The sequence below is a fragment of the Oceanicola granulosus HTCC2516 genome, from assembly GCF_000153305.1.
GTDB lineage: Bacteria > Pseudomonadota > Alphaproteobacteria > Rhodobacterales > Rhodobacteraceae > Oceanicola > Oceanicola granulosus.
Map to the genome: position 1 here is coordinate 138,216 of NZ_CH724108.1, position 23,116 is coordinate 161,331.

The following is a 23,116-nucleotide window of genomic DNA, read 5'->3' on the forward strand; positions in this document are numbered from 1 at the left end:
TCTTATTGGCCGTCGCCGGCGAGCCGAACGCGGGTGTTGCCGTAGTCGAGGGTCTCGGCGACGTAGCCGGGCGGGACCAGCGTCGTGGAGTTGTGCTGGATCAGGATCGCCGGGCCGGGCACGATATCGCCGCAATAGAGCTTCATGCGGTCGTAGCGCGGGGTCTCCAGAGTCTGCCCGTTGTCGAAGGTGGTGGTGCGCACGAACATCAGCGCCCGGTCGATGCTGGAGCCGTCGGTCTTTTGCACCCGGGGGATCTCGATCTTCCTTGAGCTGGCCGAGCCGATGGCGCGCAGGGTGATGAGCTCCACCTCGGCGTCGCGGTAGCTGTAGCCGTAGTCCATCTGGTGCTGATCGTGGAAGGAGTCGGTGATCGACTTCACGTTGTCGGCCGTCACCGGACCGTCGGGCATGGTGGCGCGCAGCTCGAAGCCCTGGCCGTGGTAGCGGCATTCGGCCACCACCTCGATGCACTGGTCGGCGGCGGCGATGCCGTCGGCGGCCAACTCGTCGGCGACGCATCCCTTCAGCGTCTCGACCGCCGCGTTGATGCGGGCGTGCTCGGCCTCTCCGGAGGCGTTGAGTTCGATCACGACGGCCTCGGTGTGCTCGTATTGCAGGTCGGTCTTGAGCAGGCCCACGGCGGCGGTGATGCCGGGCGCGACCGGCACCAGCACGTCCTTGGCCGAAACCGCCTCGGCCAGCGCGACGCCGTGCAGCGGACCGGCGCCGCCGAACGGCATGATCGAGAATTGCCGGGGATCGACGCCGCGCGCGACGGAGTTCGAGCGGATCGCGAGCGCCATGTTGTTGTTGATGATCTTGATGATGCCGAGCGCGGCGTCGGTGACCGACAGGCCCAGCGGCTTGGCGATTTTCTCCTCGACTGCCTTCCGCGCCAGTTCGGCATCGAGCTCGAGATCGCCGCCGAGGGCCATGTCGGGATCGAGCCGGCCCAGCACGATCTGCGCATCGGTTACGGTCGGCTCGGTGCCGCCGCGCCCGTAGCAGGCCGGCCCCGGCTCGGAACCGGCGGAGCGCGGTCCGACGTTGAAGCCGCCGGCCTCGTCGATGTAGGCGATCGACCCGCCGCCGGCGCCGATGGTGACGAGGTCGATCATCGGCGTCAGGACAGGATGGCCCGAGACGTAGGTGTCTCGGGGGTTCATGATCTTGATCTGGTTGTCGGGAATGGTGCTGATGTCGGCCGAGGTGCCGCCGATATCGACGGTGATGACGTTGCCGGTGCCGGCCATCTCGCCCTCGGCCGCGCCGCCGATGACGCCGCCGGCGGGGCCGGACATCAGGATCCGCACCGGCCGCTTGGCGCAGGCGTCCACGGTCGAGACGCCGCCGTTGGACTGGATGATCCGCAGCTTCGAGCCGACACCGGCGTCGCGCAGGCGGGCCTCGAGGTCGCGCAGGTAGAAGGCCGTCTTGGGGCCCACATAGGAGTTCATCGCCGCCGTCGAGAAGCGCTCGTACTCGCGCATCACGTTGGCGACCTCGGAGGAAAGCGTGACGTAGGCGCCGGGCATCTCCTCGAGCACGATCTCGCGGGCGCGACGCTCGTGGGCGTCGTTGAGGAAGGCAAACATGAAGCCGATGACGACCGAGTCGATGCCGCGCTTCCTGAACAGGGCGCAGGCGTCGCGTACGGCCTGCTCGTCGAGGGCCGTCTCGATTTCGCCGGTCGGGGGCACGATGCGCTCGGTCACGGCGATCCGGTTGCGCCGCTTGACCAGCGGCTGGCTCTGCCAGGGGACATCGAAGTGCAGCGAGAAATTGTGCGGGCGCTTGTGGCGGCCGATGTGGAGGATGTCGCGGAAGCCCTTCGACGTGATCATCCCGCATTCCGAGCCGTTGTGCTCGATTGTGATGTTGGTCGCCGTGGTGGTGCCGTGCACGATGGTCTCCACCTCGGACGTCCCGATCCCGGCCATCTCGCAGATCCGGCGGACCCCCTCGACGACACCGATCGACTGGTTCTTCAGCGTCGTCGGAACCTTGTGGTAGAAGACCCCCGCGCCCGTCTCGAGCACGAGGTCCGTGTTCGTCCCGCCGACGTCCACTCCGATTCTCGCCATCCTGTTCCCTCCTGGTTGTTCGTGACGTTCTCGTCTGTCTTGGACCGGTGCGGCCGTGCGCCCGGCCGGAATGGAAAGGCGCCGCACGGTGCGGCGCCTGTCGCTGGTTATTCCGCCGCCGCCGCGACCCCGGCGAGGCCATCGATGTAGGCGACGCATTCGTCGGTGGATTTCACGTCTCCGAACTTGGCGTCGATGTCGAAGAGGTTCCACGCGACGGCGCCCGGCACGCGGTCGCCGATCGCCTCGCGGACCGCGATCGGGCGGAAGCCGTCGGCGATGCCGTCGCAGATCGTCTGGCGCACGCAGGCGCAGGCGGTGACGCCGGTCACGAGGATCGTGTCGACGTCGTTGGCGCGCAGGATGCCGGCGAGTTCGGTGCCGTGGAACGACGAGGCGCGCTTCTTCAGCAGGGTGTATTCGCCCTCGACGGGGGCGATGCGGCTGTCGATGGCCCAGAGATCCTTGTCGGCGAGGTCGACGACGTCGACGGGGATCTTGTTGTGCCAGAGGCCCATGTCGGTGAACGGCGCGTCGCGGTCGGTGATCTCGTAGGCGGTGGTGACGTGCACCACGGGCAGGTTCTGCGCGCGGAACGCCTTGAGCAGCCGCTGCATCGACGGGATGATCTCGTTGTCCATCTTCTCCTGGTCGCAGGTGAAGGGGTTGCCCGGCCGCGTCCAGGCGTTCGCGAGGTCGACGCTGACCAGCGCGGGACGCTTGCCGAAGCCCACGCGGCGCTGGAAGCCGCGCTCCTGGTACAGCTTGCTCGATGCGTCGAACGCGGCCTGAAGCATTTTGTCCAGTTCTTTGTTGTCCATCTCCGCCATGGGTCCTCCAAGAGTTCGGTAAGGCTTGCTTTATTGATCATCGGGGCGCCGGGGTGGTGTCTCGTGCCGATGTCCCTGCCCGGTGGAACAGAGGATCAAGCAGGATGGCGGTGAAGAGAATTGACGATCAGGCCTTTATTGATGCATTGAACGCATCGACCAATCCCGGAGGCTAGAGACACCGTGCGCCCGCTGCCCGAGCTGTCGCTGTTGCAGTCATTCGTGACCGTCGCGCAGGAGCTGAACTTCCGTCGCAGCGCAGAGCGGCTGGCGCTCGACCAGTCGGCGCTGAGCCGCCGGATCCAGAAGCTTGAGTCGGTGCTGGGCTACCGCTTGCTCGAGCGCACCACCCGGGAGGTGATGCTGACCCCGGCGGGCCGGCTCTTCTATCGGCGGGCCGGCGAGATCCTCGCCAGCACGGCCCAGTCCGTCAGTGAGGCGCGCAGCGTCGCCGAAGGCCGCACCGGGCGGGTGCGCGTTGCTTACATGGCCTTCGCGGCGACCGAACTGATGCCCCGCACCGTCTCCCGCTTTGGCGCGCGCCACCCCGACATCGCGCTCGAGCTGCAATACATGCGCACTCAGGGCCAGAAGCTGGCCTTGGCCAACGACGAGATCGACGTAGGCTTCATGATCGGCCCCTACGACAACAGCGAGTGCCGCACCGAATTGCTGGCGAGCGACCTGCTCTACGCGGTGATGCCGCGCGGCCACCCGCTTCTGCGCCAGCACCAGCTGCACCCGGTCGACCTCGCCGGGCAACCCCTGATCCTCGGCGACATGGCCCAGTGGGGCGAGTTCCGCTACCGGCTGGAGGACCTGTTCAGTCAGGTCGGGATGCCGCTGCAGCCGAGGCTGGAGGCGTCCAACACCCTGGCGCTGATCGGTCTCGTCGCGGCGGGGCTGGGAGTCACGATCTACCCCGAAAGCCTTATCGGCTTCCTCGGCCGCAACGTGGAGACCCGCCCCATCGTCCATCCCGACTTCCGCAGCCGAACGATACTCGCTTGGAAGCGCAGCAACCGCTCTCGCGCCGTTCTGGATTTCATCGCCATTGCAATGCAGAGGGGACTTGGATGATCGCGCAGCGCACCGGCTAGCGTTGCCTCGCGCAAGTTCCGCACTCTGGCGGCGCTCGACGATTGCTGCCGGGAGACGTTTGCCTGATCGTGCCCCGCCTACCCGAAGCTGCGCCGGTAGCTGCCGGGAGACTGACCGCGGTGGCGGCGGAAGTGGCGGCAGAAGTGCGGTGCGTCCGCATAGCCGAGGTCCATGGCGATCTGCGAGATCGCGTCGTTCGTCCCGAGCAGCCGGGTGCAGGCCCTGTGGATGCGCCGCTGCTGGAAATACGCCTGCCGCGTCAGCCCGATCGACTCGCGAAACAGCTCCGACAGGTGATCCGCCGACAGCCCCTGCTGCGGATCGTTGCTCAGCGGCGCCCCCGTCGCGGCCAGCTCGTCGAGCCACGCGATCTCTCGGCGCACCGCCGCCCGCAGCTGGCCCTGCGCGATGTCCGGGTCCTCCAGCCGCCACGCCCGCGCCGCGAGCGCCCCGACCTTCAGCAGCCCCGAGCGCAGGATCAGCGGCGACGGATCGACCCAGGCACTCTCCACCACCAGCGAGCGGATCTCGGCCTCGAGCGCGGCCCGCCGGCGCACCTGGACCTGCCGGCGGCGCGGCAGCCGACGGCGCGTCGTCTCGGTGTCGAGAAACAGCGGCACGAGGCCGGGCTCCTCCCACAGCGCGGGCAGATCCTCGGCCAGCCGCTCGACCATGTAGTAGAGGTTGAGGATCGACAGCCCCTCCCCCGCCTCGATCGCATGCGTCTCGTGCGGCGGGATCAGGTAGAGCGAGCCCGGGCGCAGCTCGTGCGCCCCGTCCACCGCAAGATGCCGCCCCGCCCCGGCGACGACGAGGCCCATCTCGTGAAAGCTGTGATCGTGCGCAGCGACGTCGTCCAGGTCCTCGAGCACCTGTGCCCGCACCGGCCGGCGCATCGAGAGCCTGACTTCCGCCTGGCTTACCCGGAACGTCGCCGCCGGCAGCTCAGCCGGCACGCGGGAACAGATCTCCAGCCAGCGGCGCACCCGTCGTCAGGTCGAGCGTGTCGGTCAGCACGTGGTTGGCGCCGGTATAGATCGTGCCATCGGGCATGTAGATGATCGCGTAAGCCTTGCGCGGCCGTTCGCTCCGGTTCGGCCCCGCGCAATGCCAGACCAGCCCGTCGTGAAACGTGCACGACCCCGCCTTGAGCGGACAGGCGACCGGATCGACCTGCCGCAGGTGCGGCGCGTTGGCGAAGATGTCGGCGGGATCGTCGAGCGCCACCGGATCGAGCGGCCCGAGCGCGTGGGTGCCCGGCAGGAAGCTCATGCACCCGTTCTCTTCCGTCGCATCCTCGAGCGCGATCCAGATCGTCGTGGCGCGCCAGTGGTCGCGGTGCGGCCAGTACACGGCGTCGTGGTGCCACGGCGTCCGGTTGTCGGCGAAGCCCGGCTGCTTGAACAGCGCCTGGTCGTGCCAGATCCGCATCGGCCCGCCCGTCAGCTCGGCGGCGACCTGACCGAAACGCTCCCACAGCGTGTGCGCCTTCACGTCCGGGTGGCGCGACCAGATGTTGACCTTCTGCGTGAAGATCTTGTCGTAGGTCGACAGCTCCCCGTCCGGAACGCGCACGCTCTCGGCCTCCACCGCCGCCTCGACCGCCGCTTTCAGATCGGCCAGCCGGTCGGCGGGAACGATGTCCTCGATGACGGTGAACCCGTTGCGGCGGTAGGCGTCGATCTGGGTCTGATCGAGATGGCGTTCGGTCGGGGCAATCGCGTCCATGATGACATCGTCCTTCTGCTGGGTTTCGGAACCCCTAGCCGAAATTCGCCCGTCTGTCTTGATGGTCGGCCCTCTCGAATTGAACGAAACCGGGATTGCGGCACAAATGGAAGCGATCACCTTCGATCAAGTTCCATCATGCTGCACCGTAGCATGATTGCATTCGCTCATTAATGATTGACTTGAAAACTGCGCCCCGCCAGACTTCCCGGCAATCAAGTTGCGCGGGCCACGCACGAATGCCGGCCCCGCGCCAGGGGGGAAAAGTACCACATGGATCAGGCTGTCGACCCACGCGACGCGCACGCGCCGCTCACCCGGACCTGGAACGCACGCGCCATCTCTCCCGCCGACGACCCCGGCCACAACGGCCGCGCGCACCGCGTCGTGCGCGAGTTCACCCTCGACGAGGTGACGGGCCGCGAGCAGCTCCACGTCACCGCGCTGGGCATCTACACGATCTTCCTCAACGGCCACCGCCTCGGCCCCGACCTGCTCGCGCCGGGCTGGACCAATTACGACGCGCGCCTCGCCTACCAGACCTACGACCTCGACGCCGCCCTCGCGCCGGGCAGCAACCGGCTCGAGATCTGGCTCGGCGACGGCTGGTATCGCGGGCAGCTCATGTGGCCGCAGAGCATGCTCCACGACACCTACGGCACCCGCGTCGCCGCCCTCGCGGAGCTCACCCTCGACGGCGACACCCTCCTCGCCACCGGCCCCGACTGGACCAGCGGCCCCACGCCGGTGCTGCGCAACGGCATCTACTACGGCGAGACCTTCGACGCCCGCGAGGTCGACGTTCCCGCCGAGGCTGGCGTCGAGGTGGTCGCGCTCGATACCGCCATCCTCGTCGCGCAGGAATGCCCGCCGGTGCAGGAACTTGCGCCGCTCTCGCCGGTGCGCAGCTGGGGCGAGGCCCGTGCCACCAGCTACGATTTCGGGCAGAACATCGGCGGCTACGTCGCCTTCACCGTCACCGGCGACCCCGGCGCGCGGCTCGTCATCGAACACGCCGAGGTGTGCGGGCAGGACGGCGAGATCGACAATTCAAACTACCGCTCCGCGCCCGCCCGCATCGAGTACACGCTCGCCGGGAACGGCCCCGAATCCTACCGCCCCCACTTCACCTTCATGGGCTTCCGCTACGCCCGCGTCACCATCGAGGGCGACGCCACGCTCGAGCGCATCGAGGCGGTGCCGATCTCGTCGGTCACCCACCCCAAGGGCGCCTTCACCTGCGGCGTTCCGGCAATCGACCGGCTGGTGCTCAACACCCTCTGGTCGCAGCGCGGCAACTTCATCGACGTGCCCACCGACTGCCCCCAGCGCGACGAGCGCCTCGGCTGGACCGGCGACGCCCAGGTCTTCGCCGCGACGGCCTGCTGGCTGCACGATTGCCAGGCGTTCTTCCGCAAGTACCTGCGCGAGCTGATCGTCGACCAGCGCCCCGATGGCGCGATCTCCAACTTCTCGCCCGATCCGACCCGCCTCCACCCCGACAGCTTCGGCATCCCGCCCGGCTCGACGGGCTGGGGCGACGTCATCACCGTCCTGCCCTGGACCCTCTGGCTCCACTACGGCGACAAGGCCGCCCTTGCCGAGGCGTTCCCGGCGATGCAGCGCTGGATGGACTACCTCTGGAGCCTGTCGGACGGCCCGATCATCCTGCCACCCCCCGGCACCGTCGATTCCGGCGGCCGCGCCGATCCGGGCTTCACCTTCGGCGATTGGCTCCAGCCCGTCGGCGACAACCGCAAGCCTCAGCCCACCATCGGCGACGACTGCGCCGCGACGCTCTACCACTACATCTCCGCAGACCTCGTCGCGCGCACCGCAGAGGTGCTCGGCGAGCGCGACGCGGCCACCCGCTTCCGCGCCCGCGCCGAGGAGATCAAGGCCGCCTTCGCCGAGGAGTTCATCACCCCCTCCGGCCGCATCGGCGCGTCGGACCAGACGACTTACGCCCTCGCCTTCCTGCACGGCCTCGTCCCCGAGCAACACGTCCCCGCCGCCACCCGCTACTTCCGCCGCGCCGTCGAGGCGACCGGCGGCAAGATCGGCACCGGCTTCATCGGCACCCCCGCGATCCTGCCCGCCCTGACCCGCATCGGCGCGCGCGACCTCGCCGCGATGCTGCTGCTCAATCGCGACGCCCCCGGCTGGCTCTACCAGGTCGACCTCGGCGCCACGACGATCTGGGAACGCTGGGACGCGATGGGGCCGAACGGCGAAATCTACGACCCCGAGATGAACAGCTACAACCACTACGCCTACGGCGCGATCTGCCAGTGGCTGTTCGAGAGCGTCGCCGGCATCGCCCCCGATCCCGACGCCCCGGCCTTCGCCCGCGTGCGCGTCGATCCGTTCGTGCTGCCCGAACTCTCCCCCGTTTCGGCGCGCCACGAGACGGCGCACGGCGAGATCGCGGTGGATTGGACCTGTGCCGATGGCCGGGTCGCCTATACGCTCACGTTGCCCGAGGGCACCGAGGGCCACCTGCCCGCCAGCCCCGACCGCTCGGAGCTGACGCTGAACGGCACCGCGGCCACCGCGCCGCTCACCCTGCCGCCGGGCAGGCACGAGATCGCGTTCCGGATCGCTCCGGCCGCGTGAGAGTACCCTTGGAGGAGGAGAAGACCGACATGAAGACGACCTTTCGCAGAACGGGCCTCGCGCTCGTCGCGCTGAGCGCCGCGGCGCCAGCCTGGGCCCAGGATCCGGTGGAGCTGACCTTCCTGGTCGACAACGGCCCGCCCTCCGTGGCGCAGGCCGAGGCCCTCGCCGCCGCCTACACCGAGCTGAACCCGCACGTGACCTTCGACATCGAGCTGCGCGTCGGCAGCATCGACGGCGACAACCTCGTCAAGACGCGGCTCGCCACCGAGGAGATGGCCGACATCTTCCTCTACAATTCCGGCTCGCTGTTCCAGGCGCTCGCACCCACCCGCACCATCGTCGAGCTGACCGACCAGCCGTTCCTCGACGTGGTCAGCGACAGCTTCGAAGCGGTCGTGACCGCCGACGGCGGCGTCTACGGCGTGCCCATCGGCCCCGGCTTCGCGGGCGGCATCATGTACAACCGCGCCATCTACGACGAGCTCGGCCTCGAAGTGCCCCTGACCTGGGACGACTTCATGGCCAACAACGCCGCGATCGACGAGGCCGGCTACGTCCCCATCGCGCAGACCTACGGCGACACCTGGTCGGCGCAGCTCCTCGTGCTGGGCGACTACTTCAACGTCGAGGCCGACAGCCCCGGCTTCGCCGAGCGCTACACCAACAACGAGGCCAAGTTCGCGACCGACCCGGCCGCGCTGCGCAGCTTCGAGCGGCTCGAGGAAGCCTACGAGGCCGGCTACTTCAACGAGGATTTCGGCGCCGCCACCTATGACGACGGCATCCGGATGATCGCCACCGGCGAGGCCGCGCACTACCCGATCCTGTCGCTCGCCATCGACCCGATCGCCGAGCAATACCCCGACGCCGTTCCCGACATCGGCTTCTTCGCCCAGCCGGGCGACGATCCCGACAAGAACGGCCTGACGATTTGGCTGCCCAACGCGCTCTACGTGCCCCAGGCCAGCGAGAACATCGACGAGGCCGTCGACTTCCTCGCCTTCGTCGCCTCCCAGGCCGGCTGCCAGGCGCAGATCGACGCGGGCCAGGTCTCCGGTCCCTACCTGATCGAAGGCTGCCAGCTTCCCGAGGACGTCCCCCAGGCCACCCGCGACCTGGTGCCCTACTTCAACGACAGCGACCTCAACCTGCCGGCGCTCGAGTTCCTGTCGCCGGTCAAGGGCCCGGCGCTGCCGCAGCTGACCGTCGAGGTCGGCTCGGGCATCCGCTCTGCCGCCGAGGCCGCCGCGATCTACGACGAAGACGTCAAGAAAGCCGCCCAGCAGCTCGGCCTGCCGAACTGGTAAGGCCCTGACACGCCACGCGAAACGGCCGGGCGCCCCGACGGGCGCCCGACCCCACCGAGGGAGGTTGAAGTGAGCGACGCGGCACTCGATCGGCAGGAGCCGGCAGCCCGGCGGCGCACGGCGCGGCGCAGGGTCCCCTACCCCTACACGTTCTACATCCCCGCCGGCGTGATTTACGCGGTGATGTTCCTCGTGCCCACCATCGCCTCCTTCTACTTCGCCCTGACCCGCTGGACGCTGTTCGACTCCCACTTCATCGGCTTCGGCAACTTCGTGCAGTTCTTCCGCGAGCCGTTCCTCGTGCAGGGCCTCGTCAACACGCTGATCTTCGGCATCTCCACCTCGGCGCTGAAGGTCGTCCTCGGCCTCGCCCTCGCGGTGCTGCTGACCAGCCGCATCCCGGCGCGCGGCTACCTGCGCGCGGTGATCTTCTTCCCCGTCCTCGTCAGCTTCATCGGCGTCGGCATCATCTTCGTGTCGCTGATGCACCCCACCCGCGGCGCCATCAACGTCACCCTCGAAACCATCGGCATCGACGGGCCGGGCTGGCTCACGACGCCCTGGCTGGCGCTCTACTCGGTCATCATCGTCGACGTCTGGAAGGGCGTCGGGATCGCCACCGTCATCTTCATCGCCGGCATCGCCTCGATCCCGAGCGACTACTACGAGGCCGCCCGCATCGACGGCGCCACCAAGGCCCAGCAATTCTGGCGCATCACCCTGCCGCTGTCGCGCCCGGCCACCGTCACCGTCATCACCCTGAGCCTGATCGGCGGGCTGCGCACGTTCGACCTGATCTGGACCATGACCGGCGGCGGCCCCGGCTTCTCCTCCGACGTGGTCGCCTCGATCATCTACAAGCAGTACCAGTCCGGCTTCTACGGCCTGTCCACGGCGGGCAACGTGGTGCTGTTCCTGCTCATCGCCCTCGTGATGGTGCCGCTGACCACGTGGATGAACCGCCGCGAGATCGACATATGAGCCAGACCCACACCACCTTCCGCGCCGCCGAGGCGCGCCGCCGCTGGATCGGCGGAGCGGTCGCGATCCTCGTCACCGGCGTCGTCTTCGTGCTGCCGTTCCTTTTCGCCCTGCTGCAGGCCTCCAAGACCCAGGCCGACGCCTCCACCCTCAGCTTCTCCTGGCCGACCGAGTGGCAGCTCTGGTCCAATCTCGTCGCGGTGATCCAGGTGCGCGACTACCAGCTGCTGCTGGCGTTCTTCAATTCGACCGTCATCACCGTCGCCAGCGTCACCGGCCTCGTCGTCTTCGCCTCGATGGTCGGCTACATCCTGCAGCGCCGCCAGAGCCGTTGGAACGGGCTGATCAACTTCCTCGTCCTCGCCGGCCTGATGATCCCGCCCGCCGTCGTCCCGACGATCTGGCTGCTGCAGCAGCTGGAGCTGTTCAAGACGCTGCACGGCATGGTGCTGATCGAGATCGCCTACAACCTGTCCTTCTCGATCCTGCTCTACCGCGCCTTCGTCGCCACCATCCCGCGCGAGCTCGACGAAGCCGCGCGAATGGACGGTGCGAAGCCCTGGCAGACCTTCTTCCGCGTGATCTTCCCGCTCCTGAAGCCCGTCACCGTGACCAACATCGTCGTCCAGTCGATCGCCATCTTCAACGACTTCGTCAATCCGCTCTACTACCTGCCCGGCAAGGACAACGTCACCGTGCAGCTCACCCTCTACAACTTCCAGAGCCAGTTCGAGACCCAGTACAACCTGCTGTTCTCCAACGTCCTCCTGGTCACGATCCCGCCCCTGATCGTCTTCGTCTTCTTCAACCGCCAGATCGTCGCCGGCATGACCGCCGGCGCGGTCAAGGGCTAGGCGCACAAGGAACCCGCATGGCCGACGTCACGATCCGCAACCTGTCGAAGCATTACGGCGCGGTGGAGGTGATGTCCGACATCGACCTCGACATCCGCTCCGGCGAGTTCGTCGTCTTCGTCGGACCGTCGGGCTGCGGCAAGTCCACGCTGCTGCGCATGATCTCGGGCCTCGAGGAGGAGAGCGGCGGCAGCATCGAGATCGACGGACGCGACGTGACCGGCGTCGAGCCGTCCGAACGTGGCGTGGCGATGGTGTTCCAGTCCTACGCCCTCTACCCGCACCTCACCGTCGCCGAGAACATCGGCTTCAGCCTCTCGCTCGCCCGCGTCCCCAAGGACGAGATGCGCCGCAAGATCGAGGAGGCCGCCAACATCCTGCAGCTCGGCCCGCTCCTCGAGCGCAAGCCCAAGCACCTCTCGGGCGGTCAGCGCCAGCGCGTCGCCATCGGCCGCGCCATCGTGCGCGATCCCAAGGTCTTCCTCTTCGACGAGCCGCTCTCCAACCTCGACGCCGCCCTGCGCACCCAGATGCGCCTCGAGCTCGGCGAGCTGCACCAGCGGCTCAACACCACGATGATCTACGTCACCCACGACCAGGTGGAGGCGATGACGATGGCCGACCGGATCGTCGTGCTCAACGGCGGGCGCATCGAGCAGGTCGGCACCCCCACCGAGCTCTACCGCGCGCCCCGCTCGCCCTTCGTCGCGGGCTTCATCGGCAGCCCCAAGATGAACCTGTTCGAAGGTCCCGTCGCTGAGGCCGAGGGCGCCGAGGTGCTGGGCCTGCGCCCCGAGCACATTGTCGTCGACGCCACCGGTCCATGGTCGGGCGACGTGCGCCTGATAGAGCATCTCGGCGCCGAGGCCATCGCCCACGTGGACACCCCCGAGGCCGGCCGCGTCATCATCCGCCTCGACGGCGAGGCCGAGGTGCGCACCGGCGATCATGTCCGCCTCACCCCCCGCCCGGACCGCATGCACCGCTTCCGGGCCGGCCAGCGCCTCGCCTGACTGCCCCTATCCCGCCTCGCTCGCGGTCGTCCTGTCGGGTTCAGGGACGTTCAGCGAGCCCGCCGATGACAAACAGGCCGCTGACGGTTAGACTGGGCTCATCGTCGGGGGGCAGTCCATGTGCTCGAAGGGGGTGCTTGCGGCCGTCGGGAACACGCCGCTGATCAGGCTCGAGAGGCTCGAGCCGGCAGGGGGCGCGGAGGTCTGGCTGAAGCTCGAGGCCGGTAATCCCACCGGCTCCTACAAGGACCGGATGGCGGTCTCGGTTCTCGGTCGCGCCATGGAACGGGGAGAGCTGGCGCCCGGAAATCGCGTCGTCGAATACACGGGCGGCAGCACGGGCACGGCCCTTGCCTTCGTCTCGGCGGCGCTGGGAGTGACGTTCACCGCCGTCTTCTCCGACGCGTTTTCCGCGAGCAAGCGCCTGGCGATGGAGGCGTTCGGGGCGGAGGTCCTCGTCGAGGAGAGCGACGGGACGATCACGCCCGAGCTGATCCAGCGGATGAAGGCGCGTGCCTACGCCCTGGCGGAGGAACCGGGCTCTTTCTACGCCGACCAGTTCGGGTCCGCCGATGTCCGCGCCGGGTACGAGCCGATGGGGCACGAGATCGCCGCCGACCTCGGGCAGGTCGATGTGCTCGTGGCCGCCGTCGGAACGGGCGCCGCGCTGATGGGCACGGCAGACGGTCTCGCGGCTCGCGGCATCGACCCGCGCCTGATCGCCCTCGAACCTGCGCAGTCGCCCCTGCTGACGACCGGCAAGGGTGGGCCCCACCGTGTCGAGGGGATCGGCGTGGGCTTCGCGCCGCCGTTCCTGGACCGGGGCCGTCTCGCCGAGGTCCGGGCGATCGACCAGGACCGGGCCTTCGAGATGTGCCGGACCCTCGCGCGGCAGGCCGGCGTCTTCTGCGGTGGCTCGACGGGGCTGAACGTGGTCGCGGCCATCGAGCTGTCGCGCGAGCTTGGCCGGGGCCGGAAGGTCGTGACCCTCGGGTGCGATAGCGGGGCCAAGTACCTGGGCGGGCATATCTACGGCTGAGCGCGAAGAGCGTGAATCAGTCCCGCCCGGCTACTCGGGCGGCGGGGTCATGTTCTCGCCCGGGGGCAGGACGACCCAGGGGTGCGCCCGATGCGCGAACCAGATCTTGTCGGGCGCGGGGAAGTCGCGGTCGGCGAAGCAGCCTGCGTGGATCGCCACCATGCCCGGCCGCAGCTTGACCCGGAACAGCAGCGAGACGCCGCAGACCGGGCAGAACTCGAGGTCGAGCGTGCGGCCCTCGTTGGTGGGCCGCCGATAGAGGGTGCGGTCCCCCTCGTTCTCGAGGACCTGCTCCTCCCGGAAGAAGCCCGCGATGTGGAACGCGCTGCCGCTGCGCCGCTGGCAGTCGTAGCAGTTGCACATGTTCACCCACTCCGGGTCGCCCCGCACCGTCAGGCGGAACTGGCCGCAGGAGCATTGCGCATTTCGGATCGCATCGCGTGACATGGGCCTCTCCTCCGCAAGCTCGCGCACCCCATGATACTGGGTTGCACGGCCTCGTGAGAAGCTTTTTGCATTGCCCTCAAGCTCCCAATCCCGCGAGCCACAGGTAGAGCGGCAGGCCCACGGTGATGTTGAAGGGGAAGGTGACGCCCAGCGACAGTGTCAGGTAGATGCCGGCCTCGGCTTTCGGCAGGGCGATCCGCATCGCAGCGGGCACCGCGATGTAGGAGGCCGAGGCGGCCAGGACCATCAGCAGGAACAGGCTCCCCGTCTGCAGGCCGATCGCCGCGCCGAGCGCCCAGCCCAGCATCGCGCCGGTGACCGGCATCACCAGGCCGAACGAGAACAGCCCCGCGTTCAGCATGTGGCGGTTGGCCGAGAGGCTTCGCCCGGCGGTGATCCCCATGTCCAGCAGGAACAGGCAGAGGATGCCGACGAAGGGCGTGACGACGAAGGGGGCGATCATCTCCATCCCCTTGTCCTGCGTGACCGCGCCGATCACGAAGGCGCCGGTGAGCAGCAGGACCGAGCCGTTGGCGAAGAGCTCCCGGGCCGGAACGGCCTTGGCAACGCGGTCGCCGGAGTGGCGGGAGGCGATCCACAGCGCCGAGAGGATCGCCGGCACCTCCATGGCGGCGGCGACGGCCACCATGTAGCCGTCGAAGGCGACGCCCGAGAGCTCGAGCAGGCTGGAGGCGGCGACGAAGGTCACGATGGAGATCGAGCCGTAGTGGCCGGCCACCGCCGCCGCGTTCATCGGGTCGAGGCGGGTCATCACCCGCAGCAGCAGGAAGGCGAGGAACGGGATCAGGAAGGACAGCGCCAGGCCGGCCAGGATGGCCAGCAGCAGCTCGGCTCGCAGGCCGTGCTCCGCCAGGCTGTGCCCGCCCTTGAAGCCGATTGCCAGGAGCAGGTAGAGCGACATGAACTTCGCCGCCCCCTCGGGGATCGACAAATCGCTGCGCACGAAGGCGGCCAGCAGGCCGAGCACGAAGAACAGGATGGTGGGCACCATGAGGTTGCCCGTGAGGGTATCGAGAACGGCGGACATGGGTGGGACTCCTTTGGGTCCGCGTCCATTGCCGCAGAACGTCCCATAGCTTAAATACTTTGCAGCCGATCCACGAATAGCCTGAGACTATGCGCCCGACGCTTCGACAACTGGAATACATCGTCGCGGTGCATCAGCTCGGCAGCTTCAGCCTGGCCGCCGAGATGCTGAACGTCAGCCAGCCGAGCCTGTCGAGCCAGGTCGCGGCGGTGGAGGCCGATTTCGGCGTGCGCCTGTTCAAGCGCGGGCGCGGCGGCACGCAGGCGACGGCGAAGGGGCTGGAATGCGTCCAGCGGGCACGGCGCGTCCTGGCGGAGGTCGAGGCCCTGCGCAGCTCCATGACCTCCGCCCTGCCCTTCGGCGGGCGGCTGCGGCTGGGGGTGCTGCCCTCGATCGGCCCCTACCTTCTGCCGCAGGCGATGCGCTCGCTGCACCGCGACCAGCCCGAGCTGCGGGTGATCGTGCGCGAGGAGAACACCCTGAGCCTCGACGAGGGCATCCGCCACGGGCGCTTCGACGCCATCATCTCCACGCCGGAGGACCATCCGAACACCTGGCAGCACCCGCTGTTCACCGAGGCCCTCTGGGTGGCGGTGAGCCCCGATCACCCGATCGCCGGGCTCGACCGAGTCGAAGCCGCCGACCTGGCGGGCCAGCGGCTCCTGACGCTGGACACGGGCCACCGGCTGGCGCGCATCGTCTACGGCCTCGCGGGGCTCAGCGGCGGGATCGTGTCGGACGATTACGAGGGCACGAGCCTCGACTCCGTCCTGCTCATGGCCGCGACCGGCGCCGGCGCGGCGGTCCTGCCCGACCTGTTCACGCGCCGCCAGGCGGTGCATCGCAGGGAGGTCGTGGTCAAACCGCTCGCCATGCCGGACGCCATCCGGGGGATCAGCCTGCTGTTCTCGCGCGACCTGCCCGTCGACGACAGCCACGAGAACCTCGTCCGCGCCATACGCGACGCCGCGCGATCCCTCGAACTCGCCGTGGCGGAGCCGGCCGCCGCCGTCGCGCGCTCCGGCAAGGCGTGAGGCGCCCACTCTTGAACTGCCGCCACCGCCGCTAGACATCGAAATTTCCGCCCGGCGTCAGTCCAGCAGCGCCGCGGCCGTCTTCTCGTCGACCAGCAGGTGGCTCGCGTAACCGCCGTGCAGAAGCGCGCGCAGGGGGGCGACCTTCTCGTCGCCGCCAGCCACGAGCAGGCGCACCGGGACGCGAGAGAGCTGGGCGGGGGTGATGCCGATCATGCGGGCGCTGAGCGGGGTTTCCATCACATTGCCCGTATCGTCGATGAAATGGCCGCAGAGCACGGCGCGCGCGCCGTCCGCGGCATAGCGAGCGACTTCGTCGGCGGAGGCGATGCCCGAGGTAACGATGGTCGTCGACTGGCCAACGTCGCCGACGGAGAACAGGGCGTGGCTGAGGTCGTCGAACCGGGCGAGCTGACGGGCGATGATCGGCTCGGCGCGCAGGGCGGCGGCGAGGTCGGCGGAGCTGAGGATTGCCGGGGCATGCAGCGTCCGGCAGTCGGCGCCGCACTTGCGCGCGATTTCCACCGTGCAGTTTTCGGCGGCCTGCAACTGCGTGTCGTACATCGAGCCGACGAGCTGATGCACCGCGAGGTCCACCACCGGACGGATCGCCAGCGCATGCGCGACGCGCTGCACCGTCTCTCCCCAGGCCACCCCCAGACGCGCGCCAGGGGCCAACAGATCGTGCACGGCGAGCGCGGCCATCTGCGCCAGCGTCGCCAGCATCGCGCCGCTTTCGGCCTCGTCCGCATGGGCTACGAACGCGGCCTCCAGGCCCCAGCGCGCGGCGAGATCGCGGGCCAGTCGCGAGTCGGCGAAGCTGTCGCCGTTGATGCGGATGTCGACGATCCCGGTCTCCCGCGCGAGCCGCAGGTAGTTGACCACCGTCGCCCGCGAGAGACCGACGCGGCGGGCGATCTCGCCTTGTGTCAGCCCCTCGCGGTAATACAGCATCGCCACATGCGACAGCGTGTGCCGCGGGATGCTGGATTGGGGCTGCTGGCCCATCAGCGTAGCGCGGCCTCGATATTGCCCCCGTCAACAGTCAGGACATGCGCCGTCGTCCGCTCGGACAGGGCGAGAGCGACGAAGCCCTCCGCCACGTGCCGCGCCTCGACCTCGCGGCGGAGGAGGTTGCCCGCCATGTAGGTGCCTTCGTCCACCCCACGCGATCTCGCGCGGCTGGTGATGAAGTCGTCGGTCAACAGGCCCGACCGGATGCGATCTGCGTTGATCCCGTTCACGCGGATGCCCTCGCCCCCCAGTTCCAGCGCGAGCTGACGCATCAGGAACATCGTCGTGGCCTTGGGCAGCCCGTAGGCGCCGAAATCGCGGCCCGGGTTGACGGCCTGCTTGGACAGGTTGAACAGGATCTGCCCGCCCCGTCCCTGCCGCACCATCAGGCGCGCGGCCTCTGTGGCGAGGCGGTGATGGGCGAAGAAGTTGAGCTCGAAGGCGTCGCGGAGCGTCCGGTCCTCGAGGTCGAGCAACGCGCCCGAGGTTGCCGCGCCGGCGTTGGAGACGAGGATGTCGAGCCCGCCGAAGGCCGCGACGGCCTCGGCCACCAGCGCCGTGCCCGCGCCTTCGTCCGTCACGTCGAGGACGGCGCTGGCGTGGCTTTCCCCCAGATCGGCGTGCAGCCGCTCCAGTCCGTCCGCGTCGCGGTCGAGCAGCAGGACAGAGGCGCCCTTCGCCGCGAAGGCCCGCGCCGTGGCCGCGCCGATGGCGCCCGCCGCGCCGGTGATCGCCACGATGCGCCCCGCGAGTTCGGGCGGCTTGCCCTTGCCCAGCTTGGCCTGCTCCAGCGACCAGTATTCCATGTCGAAGAGGTCGTCCTCCCCGATCGGACGGAAGCCACCCGCATCCTCGCCCGCCGCGCGCACGCGCATGTTCTGCTCGCCCAGATCGGCGGCCACCGAGGCCGCGCCCGCCGTCGCACCGATCCCCACGAGACCAAGCCCCGCGACCCAGGCGAGCTGCGGCAGCGGGGCCAGCATGGTCTTGCCCCCGACGCGCCGCGACTGCCGGTCGAAGAAGGCGACATACCCGTCCCGATAGCGATCGATCGCCGCTGCGATGCCTTCCCGCCCGCCGGCGAGGTCGTCCCGCGACAGCACGAGCGGCCAGCCCTTGATGCGGATGACGTGGTCGGGCGAGGCGACGCCGCGGGTGGCGAGGTCGTCCACGTCCGGGCGGTCGAGGAACGCCATGATGTCCGGCCCGTTGCGCAGGGCGAGCACCGGCATGGGCGCATCCGCCCCGCTCGCCTCCCCCAGCGCGCCGCGCAGATCGGCGAGGACGCCGGTGTCGGCGGGTCGCCGCACGCGCAGGGACGTGGGGCCGTCGATGCCCAGGTATCGCGCGACCTCGTTGGAGTGCCCCACGACCTTGTCGTAGCTTTCCCGCGCCGTCTCGCCCCAGGTGAAATGGCCGTGGTTCAGCAGCAGCAACCCCTCGACGTCCGGGTTGGCCGCGTATGCCTCCGCCGCGGCGCGCGCCAGTGCGAAGCCCGGCATGATGTAGGGCACGATGGCCAGCCGGTCGCCGAAGATCTCGCGCGCGACCCTCTCCGCGTCGGGCAGGTTGGCCAGCACGAGGAACGGCGTGGCGTGGGTGTGATCGACGAAGGTCTGCGGCAGCCAGGCGTGCAGCAGCGTCTCGACCGAGGGGTTGGGTGCCGTGCTGTCGAGCAGGTTGCTGCGCTGCACGTTGACCATCGCCTCGTCGGACAGTGCGTCGAGGCCGCGCAGCCGGTCGAGCGGCGCCAGCCGGACGCCCGGCAGGCCCGGCGCGCGCAGGGTGTCGAGGTCCCAGCCGGATCCCTTGACGTGCAGCACGCGGATCTCGTCGCCGAAGAGGTCGCGCCGCGTCACCTTGACCGAGGTATTGCCGCCCCCGTGCATGACGAGATCGGGGTCCGCCCCGATGATGCGGCTGGAATAGACCCGCTCGGCCAGGGTGCGGTCGGCGGGATCGTCTCCGGCCTCGTTCACCCACGCCGCGCAGTCGGCGTCGGACCAGCGGTTCGCGATCATGCCCGGCTGCTCGCTCATGCGGCCCGCTCCGGGAACATCGACGCCAGCCCTTCCGTGCTCGCCTCGCAGATGCCGTGCTCGGTGATCAGACCGGTCACGAGCCGCGCGGGCGTCACGTCGAAGGCCGGGTTGCCGCCTTCGGTCCCCTCGGGCGTCACCCGCACCCAGCCGATGGAGCCATCGTCCAGCGTGCCCTGGATATGCGTAACCTCGCGCCCGCCGCGATCCTCGATCGGGATCTCCTTCAGCCCGTCGCGCACCGTCCAGTCGATGGTGGAGGACGGCAGGCCGACGTAGAACGGCACGCCGTTGTCCTTGGCGGCCAGTGCCTTGAGGTAGGTGCCGATCTTGTTGCAGACGTCGCCCTGGGAGGTCGTGCGGTCGGTGCCGGTGATCACCAGGTCGACCATCCCCTCCTGCATCAGGTGCCCACCCGCGTTGTCGGTGATGTAGGTGTGCGGCACGCCATGCGCGCCCAGCTCCCACGCCGTCAGGCCGCCCTGGTTGCGGGGACGCGTCTCGTCGACCCAGACATGGATCGGGATGCCGGCATCCTTGGCGTGGAACATGGGGCTCGTCGCGGTGCCCCAGTCAACCGTGGCCAGCCAGCCCGCGTTGCAATGCGTGAGCAGGCGCACCGGCTCGCCCTCGGGCTTCTTCGCAGCGATCTCGCGGATCAGCTTCAGCCCGTGCACGCCGATCAGGCGGTTGCATTCCACGTCCTCGTCGGCCAGCCGCCGCGCGAGCGCCAGCGCCGCCTCGGCCCGCTCGCCGGGGGCCAGCGGCATCAGGTCCGCCCGCGCCCGGTCGAGCGCCCAGCGCAGGTTGATCGCCGTAGGCCGCGTGGCGTCGAGCGTCTCGTACGCGTCCTGCAGCGCCCCGTCGGAGGGATCGCGCGACATCTGGCGGGCGATGCCGTAGGCCGCCGTCACGCCGATCAGCGGCGCGCCGCGCACCCACATGTCGCGGATCGCGACCGCGAACTCGTCGAGGCTGTCGATGGCCACCGTCCGGAAGTCATGCGGCAGCCAGCGCTGGTCGATGATCTCCACCTGACCGTCGCGGTCCCAGATGGAGCGGTAATCGGTGCCGTTGACCTTCACAGGAAGTCCTTTCCGTCGTGTTCGCGAGCGAGCTCGGCCAACGCCGACGCGTCGGGCACCTGCCCCCGCGCGACGAGCAGTTGCCGCCCCATCTCAATGTTGCGTGCCTCCAGCCGGGCGCGAAGGCCCGTGTCGGAGATCGTCTCGAAATCGGCGTTGTGCGCCAGGGACAGGCAGCGGCGATGCATCTCGCAGCCGCAGAAGCCCAGGGCGTCGTTCCAGATATGCGCCATCAGCCCGCGCAGCGCAGCGTCCCCGTGACCCAGCCGCGCGGGATAGAGGATGCCGGCCCGCTCCTCGGCCCAGAGCCGCGCGAACTCCGCCTCGAAGGCCGCGCAGGTTTCGGTCACCACGGACAGGAGCCAATCCTGCATCTCGCCGGGCTCGTCGCGATGGGCAGGCTGGCTGAAGAAGGCCATCAGGAAATTGGCGAGCAGCATCCCCAGGTCGAAACCCATCGGCCCGTAGAAGCCGAACTCGGGGTCGATCACCCGGGTCTCGGTGTCGGTACACATGATCGAGCCGGTGTGCAGGTCCCCGTGGCACAGCGTCTCGGCGCCGGCGGTGAAGCGCATCAGCATGGCCTGCGCGGCATCGCGGACGGCCTCGTCGGCGCGCAGGCTGGCGACGATGGGGGCGAGTTCCGGCGTGTGGTGGTTGCGCTCCGCCTCGCAGTAAGGGTCGGTGAAGATGAGCTGCTCGGTGATGTCGCAGAGCGCGACGTTGTCGAGGAACAGGGCGGCGTCGGCCTTCTTCTCCCCAGCTTCCATCGACAGGTCGGAGCCGCGGAAGGCCGTGCGGGCGCAGAAGCGGCCCATGGCCTCCGCCAGCCCCTCCACCCGCTCGCCGGCGATCAGCTTGCCGCGCAGGATGGTGTGGGGCGACAGGAACTCCATCACGATCAGCGCCTGGGCCTTGTCGAAATGCAGCACCTCGGGCACCCGGCCCGGATCGCGCGCGGCCTGCCGAACGAGAGCCTCGTGCTCGAAGAAGGCGCGGGTCAGCGGCAGGGGCCATGAGTCGCCCACCAGCCGCACGTAGGGCAGCGCCTGCTTGACGATGACCGCCGCCCCCTGCCCGCGCACGATGAAGACGAGGTTGAGATTGCCGTCCCCCACTTCCTGCACCTGCCAGCCCGCAGCCGACCCGACCCGCGAGATCAGCGCGTCCAGCCCGCCCAGCCGGTCGGGAAGCGTTTCCGGCGTCAGAGCCTCGTAGCGGTCGTCCTGCATCAACTGTCCCTCCCCGAACGCGGTCGAATTCGGACCGGAGGGTCAGGGCTCATTCGCCATAAGTCAAGGCGGTTGACAACAGGCGAAATGTCGCTGCAGGGTCGCAGGCGAGGGGGAGCCGCACACTCATGGCAGTCTGCGAAATACGACATCTGACCAAGGATTTCGGGCCGAACCGCGTACTGCGCGGCGTCGACCTCGATCTCGTCGCGGGCGCGGTCACGGTGCTGATGGGCGCGAACGGGGCGGGCAAGTCGACACTGGTCAAGGTGCTCAGCGGCATCCACGCGGCCGGCGGCGGGACCGTCACGCTCGACGGCGCACCCTTCGCGCCACAAAGTCCCTCAGCCGCGATGCGCGCCGGGATCGCGACGGTCCACCAGTCGATCGACGACGGGGTGATCCCGGACCTCGACGTGGCCTCGAACCTGATGCTCGACCGCATGGCCGAGCCCGGTGCCGCGCTGTGGCTGCGCGGGCGGCGGATGCGCGCCGAGGCCCGCGCCATCGCGGACACCATGCAGCTCGACCTCGACGTCTCCCGCCCGGTGCGCGACCTGACCCTTGCCGAACGCCAGCTCATCGCCATCGCGCGGGCCATGACGCGCGAACCGAAGGTGCTGATCCTCGACGAGCCGACCTCCTCGCTCTCCGCACGCGAGGCGGAGCGTCTCTTCGCCCTGATCGACCGGGTGCGCGACCAGGGCGTGGCGATCCTCTACATCTCGCATCGCATGTCGGACATTCGCCGCATCGCCGACCGGATCGTGGCGATGCGCGACGGCGTCATCACCGGCACCTTCACCGAGAAGCCGCTCGACACCGAAGGCGCGGTCACCGCGATGCTCGGCGTGTCCATGACCGATCTCGACCTGGAGCCCGCGACTCCCGGCGCCCCGGTGCTGACCGCGACCGGCTTGCGCCTCGCCCCCGACGCGGCCCCCTTCGATCTGACGCTCGCGAAGGGAGAAGTCGTCGCGGTCGTCGGACTCGTGGGGTCGGGCAAGTCGCGCCTGGCCTCGGTCCTCTACGGGCTGGAACGGCCCGATGCGGGCGAGATCGTGCTCAACGACACGCCCTACGCCCCCGAGAGCACGGCGGAGGCGATCCGGTCGGGGGTGTTCCTCTGCGCGCGCGACCGGGCCAGCAACGGCGTCGTGCCGGATTTCGACATCACCCGGAACCTCACCCTGCCCTTCACCGCGCGCCACTCCACCGGCTGGATGCTGCGCCGCAGGTCGGAGCTGGCGGCGACGCGCGACATGATCGACCGGCTCGGCATCGTCTGCCAGGGGCCGCGGGATGCGATCCTGTCGCTGTCGGGCGGCAACCAGCAGAAGGTCATGGTCGGCCGCTGGCTGTCGCAGGTCAGCGAAGTGCTGATCCTCGATGAGCCGTTCCAAGGCGTCGACATCCGCGCCCGCCGCGACATCGGCGCCCATATCCGCGAGACCGCGCCCGAACGCGCGACGCTGGTGCTGGTCGCGGAGCTCGACGAGGCGGTCGAGATCGCCGACCGCATCCTCGTCCTGCACGACTTCACCATCGTCGCAGATTACCGCAACGAAGGCCTGGATCTCGGCGCCGTGCTCGCCGCCGTCTCCGGCCGCCCCGCCCCCGAAGCAGCCGAAGGCACCCACACCGTATGAACACCGCAC

The 23,116-nt window shown here is 69.2% G+C and carries 19 protein-coding genes; 9 read left to right on the forward strand and 10 right to left on the reverse strand.

What is annotated here, in order from left to right:
• Positions 1-2 precede the first annotated feature (2 nt).
• Both OG2516_RS13080 and OG2516_RS13085 read right to left on the reverse strand, forming a co-directional pair.
• On the reverse strand, positions 3-2,087 hold the full coding sequence (locus OG2516_RS13080) for a hydantoinase/oxoprolinase family protein (protein WP_040615840.1): 2,085 nt from the start codon (positions 2,085-2,087) through the stop codon (positions 3-5).
• Positions 2,088-2,194: 107 nt separating this feature from the next.
• Positions 2,195-2,884, reverse strand: coding sequence for an isochorismatase family protein (locus OG2516_RS13085; protein WP_245544321.1), 690 nt, complete (start codon positions 2,882-2,884; stop codon positions 2,195-2,197).
• 216 nt (positions 2,885-3,100) lie between these two features.
• Between OG2516_RS13085 and OG2516_RS13090 the strand changes: the two genes are divergently transcribed.
• The gene (locus OG2516_RS13090) at positions 3,101-3,997 is read left to right on the forward strand and encodes a LysR family transcriptional regulator (RefSeq protein WP_007256172.1); all 897 of its coding nucleotides are present in this window, start codon (positions 3,101-3,103) and stop codon (positions 3,995-3,997) included.
• A gap of 98 nt (positions 3,998-4,095) precedes the next feature.
• On the opposite strand, the gene OG2516_RS13095 is transcribed toward OG2516_RS13090, so the two are convergent.
• Together OG2516_RS13095 and OG2516_RS13100 are read right to left on the reverse strand one after the other, a co-directional pair.
• The gene (locus OG2516_RS13095; RefSeq protein ID WP_156799380.1) at positions 4,096-4,974 is read right to left on the reverse strand and encodes a helix-turn-helix transcriptional regulator; all 879 of its coding nucleotides are present in this window, start codon (positions 4,972-4,974) and stop codon (positions 4,096-4,098) included.
• Positions 4,964-5,746: a phytanoyl-CoA dioxygenase family protein gene (locus OG2516_RS13100; RefSeq protein ID WP_007256174.1), complete on the reverse strand. Its 783-nt coding sequence runs from the start codon at positions 5,744-5,746 to the stop codon at positions 4,964-4,966. Before OG2516_RS13100 ends, OG2516_RS13095 begins: the two co-directional genes overlap by 11 nt.
• 273 nt (positions 5,747-6,019) lie before the next feature.
• Here OG2516_RS13100 and OG2516_RS13105 point away from each other — a divergent pair, with 273 nt between their 5' ends.
• The 6 genes from OG2516_RS13105 (at position 6,020) to OG2516_RS13130 (ending at position 13,559) form a co-directional block, all read left to right on the forward strand.
• On the forward strand, positions 6,020-8,362 hold the full coding sequence (locus OG2516_RS13105; protein WP_007256175.1) for an alpha-L-rhamnosidase: 2,343 nt from the start codon (positions 6,020-6,022) through the stop codon (positions 8,360-8,362).
• A gap of 29 nt (positions 8,363-8,391) precedes the next feature.
• A complete protein-coding gene (locus OG2516_RS13110) occupies positions 8,392-9,672 on the forward strand; it encodes an ABC transporter substrate-binding protein (RefSeq protein ID WP_040615973.1) in 1,281 nt (426 codons plus the stop codon).
• Between the two features lie 69 nt (positions 9,673-9,741).
• Positions 9,742-10,653, forward strand: coding sequence for a carbohydrate ABC transporter permease (locus OG2516_RS13115; protein ID WP_007256177.1), 912 nt, complete (start codon positions 9,742-9,744; stop codon positions 10,651-10,653).
• Positions 10,650-11,507: a carbohydrate ABC transporter permease gene (locus tag OG2516_RS13120; protein ID WP_007256178.1), complete on the forward strand. Its 858-nt coding sequence runs from the start codon at positions 10,650-10,652 to the stop codon at positions 11,505-11,507. Before OG2516_RS13115 ends, OG2516_RS13120 begins: the two co-directional genes overlap by 4 nt.
• Positions 11,508-11,524: 17 nt before the next feature.
• Positions 11,525-12,520, forward strand: coding sequence for an ABC transporter ATP-binding protein (locus OG2516_RS13125; RefSeq protein ID WP_007256179.1), 996 nt, complete (start codon positions 11,525-11,527; stop codon positions 12,518-12,520).
• A 118-nt stretch (positions 12,521-12,638) separates the two neighbouring features.
• Positions 12,639-13,559: a PLP-dependent cysteine synthase family protein gene (locus OG2516_RS13130; protein ID WP_007256180.1), complete on the forward strand. Its 921-nt coding sequence runs from the start codon at positions 12,639-12,641 to the stop codon at positions 13,557-13,559.
• Between the two features lie 30 nt (positions 13,560-13,589).
• Here OG2516_RS13130 and OG2516_RS13135 read toward each other — a convergent pair whose 3' ends face one another.
• Positions 13,590-14,006, reverse strand: a complete 417-nt coding sequence (locus OG2516_RS13135; protein ID WP_007256181.1) for a GFA family protein — start codon at positions 14,004-14,006, stop codon at positions 13,590-13,592.
• A 76-nt stretch (positions 14,007-14,082) separates the two neighbouring features.
• Positions 14,083-15,054, reverse strand: a complete 972-nt coding sequence (locus OG2516_RS13140) for a sodium-dependent bicarbonate transport family permease (protein WP_007256182.1) — start codon at positions 15,052-15,054, stop codon at positions 14,083-14,085.
• Between the two features lie 89 nt (positions 15,055-15,143).
• Between OG2516_RS13140 and OG2516_RS13145 the strand changes: the two genes are divergently transcribed.
• Entirely contained in the window at positions 15,144-16,088 is a 945-nt protein-coding gene (locus OG2516_RS13145; protein ID WP_007256183.1) for a hydrogen peroxide-inducible genes activator, read from the forward strand.
• 57 nt (positions 16,089-16,145) lie between these two features.
• On the opposite strand, the gene OG2516_RS13150 is transcribed toward OG2516_RS13145, so the two are convergent.
• From OG2516_RS13150 to mtnK, 4 genes are read right to left on the reverse strand one after another with little or no spacing between them, the layout of a single operon-like run.
• Positions 16,146-17,096: a sugar-binding transcriptional regulator gene (locus OG2516_RS13150; protein ID WP_007256184.1), complete on the reverse strand. Its 951-nt coding sequence runs from the start codon at positions 17,094-17,096 to the stop codon at positions 16,146-16,148.
• The gene (locus OG2516_RS13155) at positions 17,096-19,141 is read right to left on the reverse strand and encodes a bifunctional aldolase/short-chain dehydrogenase (RefSeq protein ID WP_007256185.1); all 2,046 of its coding nucleotides are present in this window, start codon (positions 19,139-19,141) and stop codon (positions 17,096-17,098) included. The genes OG2516_RS13150 and OG2516_RS13155 overlap by 1 nt, the downstream gene beginning before the upstream one ends.
• Positions 19,138-20,226, reverse strand: a complete 1,089-nt coding sequence (gene mtnA, locus OG2516_RS13160; protein ID WP_007256186.1) for an S-methyl-5-thioribose-1-phosphate isomerase — start codon at positions 20,224-20,226, stop codon at positions 19,138-19,140. The genes OG2516_RS13155 and mtnA overlap by 4 nt, the downstream gene beginning before the upstream one ends.
• Complete coding sequence (gene mtnK / locus OG2516_RS13165; protein ID WP_007256187.1) at positions 20,223-21,458, reverse strand: S-methyl-5-thioribose kinase; 1,236 nt, start codon at positions 21,456-21,458, stop codon at positions 20,223-20,225. The genes mtnA and mtnK overlap by 4 nt, the downstream gene beginning before the upstream one ends.
• 128 nt (positions 21,459-21,586) lie before the next feature.
• Here mtnK and OG2516_RS13170 point away from each other — a divergent pair, with 128 nt between their 5' ends.
• Positions 21,587-23,107: a sugar ABC transporter ATP-binding protein gene (locus tag OG2516_RS13170; protein ID WP_007256188.1), complete on the forward strand. Its 1,521-nt coding sequence runs from the start codon at positions 21,587-21,589 to the stop codon at positions 23,105-23,107.
• Positions 23,108-23,116: the final 9 nt, after the last annotated feature.

Excerpts from the sequence above, each read along its gene's own strand:
- OG2516_RS13080 (WP_040615840.1), bottom strand. The coding sequence starts at position 2,087 with ATGGCGAGAATCGGAGTGGACGTCGGCGGGACGAACACGGACCTCGTG.
- OG2516_RS13170 (WP_007256188.1), top strand. The coding sequence starts at position 21,587 with ATGGCAGTCTGCGAAATACGACATCTGACCAAGGATTTCGGGCCGAAC.
- OG2516_RS13110 (WP_040615973.1), top strand. The coding sequence starts at position 8,392 with ATGAAGACGACCTTTCGCAGAACGGGCCTCGCGCTCGTCGCGCTGAGC.
- OG2516_RS13120 (WP_007256178.1), top strand. The coding sequence starts at position 10,650 with ATGAGCCAGACCCACACCACCTTCCGCGCCGCCGAGGCGCGCCGCCGC.
- OG2516_RS13105 (WP_007256175.1), top strand. The coding sequence starts at position 6,020 with ATGGATCAGGCTGTCGACCCACGCGACGCGCACGCGCCGCTCACCCGG.
- OG2516_RS13150 (WP_007256184.1), bottom strand. The coding sequence starts at position 17,096 with ATGGGCCAGCAGCCCCAATCCAGCATCCCGCGGCACACGCTGTCGCAT.
- OG2516_RS13085 (WP_245544321.1), bottom strand. The coding sequence starts at position 2,884 with ATGCTTCAGGCCGCGTTCGACGCATCGAGCAAGCTGTACCAGGAGCGC.
- OG2516_RS13135 (WP_007256181.1), bottom strand. The coding sequence starts at position 14,006 with ATGTCACGCGATGCGATCCGAAATGCGCAATGCTCCTGCGGCCAGTTC.
- OG2516_RS13140 (WP_007256182.1), bottom strand. The coding sequence starts at position 15,054 with ATGTCCGCCGTTCTCGATACCCTCACGGGCAACCTCATGGTGCCCACC.
- mtnK (WP_007256187.1), bottom strand. The coding sequence starts at position 21,458 with ATGCAGGACGACCGCTACGAGGCTCTGACGCCGGAAACGCTTCCCGAC.
- OG2516_RS13145 (WP_007256183.1), top strand. The coding sequence starts at position 15,144 with ATGCGCCCGACGCTTCGACAACTGGAATACATCGTCGCGGTGCATCAG.
- OG2516_RS13100 (WP_007256174.1), bottom strand. The coding sequence starts at position 5,746 with ATGGACGCGATTGCCCCGACCGAACGCCATCTCGATCAGACCCAGATC.
- OG2516_RS13130 (WP_007256180.1), top strand. The coding sequence starts at position 12,639 with ATGTGCTCGAAGGGGGTGCTTGCGGCCGTCGGGAACACGCCGCTGATC.
- OG2516_RS13125 (WP_007256179.1), top strand. The coding sequence starts at position 11,525 with ATGGCCGACGTCACGATCCGCAACCTGTCGAAGCATTACGGCGCGGTG.
- OG2516_RS13155 (WP_007256185.1), bottom strand. The coding sequence starts at position 19,141 with ATGAGCGAGCAGCCGGGCATGATCGCGAACCGCTGGTCCGACGCCGAC.